2 protein-coding genes and 1 pseudogene are annotated in these 2,922 nt (G+C 65.6%); 2 read left to right on the plus strand and 1 reads right to left on the minus strand.

The features are described 5' to 3' along the window. Positions 1-43: 43 nt before the first annotated feature. Both FL344_RS39625 and FL344_RS38020 read left to right on the plus strand, forming a co-directional pair. Positions 44-2,161 (plus strand): kelch-like protein, encoded by a 2,118-nt coding sequence (locus FL344_RS39625; protein WP_228565666.1) that lies wholly within the window; start codon positions 44-46, stop codon positions 2,159-2,161. Positions 2,162-2,631: 470 nt separating this feature from the next. Continuing rightward, positions 2,632-2,784 carry a hypothetical protein gene (locus FL344_RS38020; protein ID WP_153881195.1) on the plus strand — a complete coding sequence of 51 codons (153 nt, stop codon included), beginning with the start codon at positions 2,632-2,634 and terminating at the stop codon, positions 2,782-2,784. A gap of 28 nt (positions 2,785-2,812) precedes the next feature. On the opposite strand, the pseudogene FL344_RS38025 reads toward FL344_RS38020, so the two are convergent. Further along, positions 2,813-2,922: pseudogene (locus tag FL344_RS38025) on the minus strand (IS5/IS1182 family transposase); the annotation flags it as partial.

The following is a 2,922-nucleotide window of genomic DNA, read 5'->3' on the forward strand; positions in this document are numbered from 1 at the left end:
TCTAGCTTCGTCGGCAGCGTCAGATGTGTATAAGAGGCAGGGGGTGCTGGGGCAGTTGCCCGCTGGCCTTGGACGCCACTTCAGCGCGCAGGCCTTCGATTCCTCCAACACGGTGCGTTACTCAGGCGAGGTGACGTCCGTAACCATCCAGGCCGGCCAGACGGCGGCCGTCACCCTGCTGATGCAGGAGGTGAATGCGCCTCCTCCCTTCGACAACGCCGCGCCGCGCATTCTCTCCCTGGTGGCCAGCCTCGGCACCGTCTCCCCGGGCGGCCAAGTGGCCCTCCATGCCACCGCGGACGACCCGAATGCCGAGGACACCCTCACCATCGCCTGGACGGCCAGCACTGGCAGCTTCAGCGCCCCCTCCAGCCTCACCAGCACCTGGACGGCCCCAGCCACGCCGGGCCAGGTGGTGCTGATGCTTACCGTTACGGACTCCAAGGGCGCCAGCACCTCGCTGAGCGCCACCGTCACAGTGAGCACCGGCATCGGGCAGGCCGCCGTCAACGTCTCCTTCAACACCTGGCCCATGGTGGCCAGGGTGACAGCCCTGCCTTCCTCTGTTGCTCTCGGTCAGGCCACCCAGGTGATGGCCTCCGCCAGTGACTCCGACGGGGACGCCCTCAGCTACCAGTGGACTGCCAGCTGCGCCGGCACCTGGGCCGATGCCAACTCCGCCACCGCCAGCTTCACGCCTTCGGGGGGGCCCTCGGGCGGCACGTGCAAACTCACAGTGATAGCGAGAGACGGACGGGGCGGCCAGGGCCAGGGCAGCCTCACCATTTACGTCTCCTCCTCGCCCGGCAGCGCGCGCTTTCCGCCCGAGGTGGTGGAGTCCTTCCAGTCCGTTGCCTCAATGCCGGCGGTTGGCGGCACCGTCGTCTTCCGCGCGGGGGCGAAGGATGCGCAGGGCAGCGCTCTCACCTTCACCTGGGCCACTAGCACTGGCACCCTGGGCACCCCCACCAGCACCGCCACGACCAGCGAAGTCCTCTGGACGGCTCCTTTCTGCGTCACCGAGAAAAGCCTTCCCACGGTGACGGCCACCGTCACCAACGCGCTAGGCCTCTCCGCATCCTATGTCTTCGCCCTCCAGGGCGGCACCGTCTGCCGCGCCGCCGTGTCGGGTGGCTGGTGCACTTCGTTCTTCTTGAAGGAGGACGGTGCTCTCTGGGCCTGGGGCAATAATGACTATGGCAACCTGGGCGACGGGACGACGACGGCCCGCTTTACGCCGGTGCAGGTGCATGGCCTCACGGGCGTGGCCGCCGTCGCTGCGGGCAATAGCTCCCACTCCGCAGCGCTGAAAGCGGACGGCACCGTCTGGACCTGGGGCTACAACGGCAACGGCGCGCTGGGTGACGGGACGACGACGAATCGAGCCACGCCGGCTCAAGTACAGGGCCTCACCGGCGTAGTCGCCGTTGCTGTGGGGGGCCACACCGTAGCGGTAAAGTCGGACGGTACCGTCTGGGCCTGGGGCTGGAACGAAAAAGGCCAACTGGGCGACGGGACGACGACGGGCCGCCTTACGCCGGTGCAGGTGAAGGGCCTCACCGGCGTGGTCGCCGTCGCGGCAACCTCGTACCACACCGTAGCGGTGAAGTCGGACGGCACCGTCTGGGCCTGGGGCTGGAACGAGGATGGTCAGCTGGGTGACGGGACGACAACGGACCGCCTCACGCCAGTTCAAGTACAGGGCCTCACCGGGGTGACTGACGTCGCCGTTGGTTACTACCACAACGTGGCGTTGAGGTCGGACGGCACCGTCTGGGCCTGGGGTTGGAACATTCACGGCCAATTGGGCGATGGGGCGACAATGAATCGCTCCGCACCGGTTCAAGTACAGGAACTCACCGGGGTATTGGCTGTAGCTGGTGGCGCTGGCCACTCCGTGGCGTTGAAGTCGGACGGCACCGTCTGGAGCTGGGGCAGCAACTTCAGCGGTGAGTTGGGTGACGGGACGTTGACGGGCAGTTTTGTGCCGGTGAGGGCGCAGAACCTCACTGGAGTGGTCGCAGTCTCCGCTAGTAGCCTTCACACTCTGGCAATGAGGTCGGACGGCACCGTCTGGGCCTGGGGCTTCAACGCCTATGGCGAACTGGGCGAGGCGCCACAGACGCACCGCTCGACGCCAGGGCGAGTGCAAGGCTTTTAGTTCCGGAAGGGGGCAGCCTGCGGCGGAGCAGTCGTCTGCGCCGCTGCAGGCTGCGACAGTTGCCAGCCACCCAATTATCTTGGCTGGTAACAGTTCCCCCAGCTCAAAGCTCGCTGTATGTAACTCCAGGGGCGCACCAGTTCTTCGAACAGATGAAGACGGAGATGGAGCAGGTCATGGTGTCACCCTAGACAATCCTGTAGACCGCGAAGTAGAGCCTGAGTGCTCCATTCCTGGTCATGGGAGAAACGCCCTACCTGGTTTCGGGCATGTCTGTGACAGTGATGCTGTCAATGCCGGGGTGCGCCGCGCGCCTCATGGTCTCTGCATGGTACCAAGCCCCCGACGCCATAGACAGAACGATGCCCTCTGTGCGCCTCGCTCACTGGCCTTGACGCACTGCCGGACTGGACTTGACGCGCGCGTGACGCAGCGACCGAATTTAGGGTAAGCACATCTTCTCGAGTCCCGTGCTCTCCGGACAGTGGGGCCGGATGGAGCGCGAGCTGACGGCTCCGGTCGGAACGGAGCGCGTATCCGTGGAAGTGACGGGGGCCGAGGCCATCCCAGGTGATGTCATCGACCTCGATGTCCTGGTCGTCCAGGCCTTGGGCACGCCTTGACGGTGTAGGCACTAGGGGCTGTCCCTGATTAGCGCAGCCAAAGAAGCATGGATGCGACGTGCAGGACGGCGAGGTAGCTCGTCGCCGTCTTGTCATAGCGGGTGGCGACGGCCCGAAAGCGCTTGAGATCGTGGAAGA

Origin of the sequence: Myxococcus sp. AB036A (assembly GCF_006547355.1) — a bacterium.
GTDB lineage: Bacteria > Myxococcota > Myxococcia > Myxococcales > Myxococcaceae > Myxococcus > Myxococcus virescens.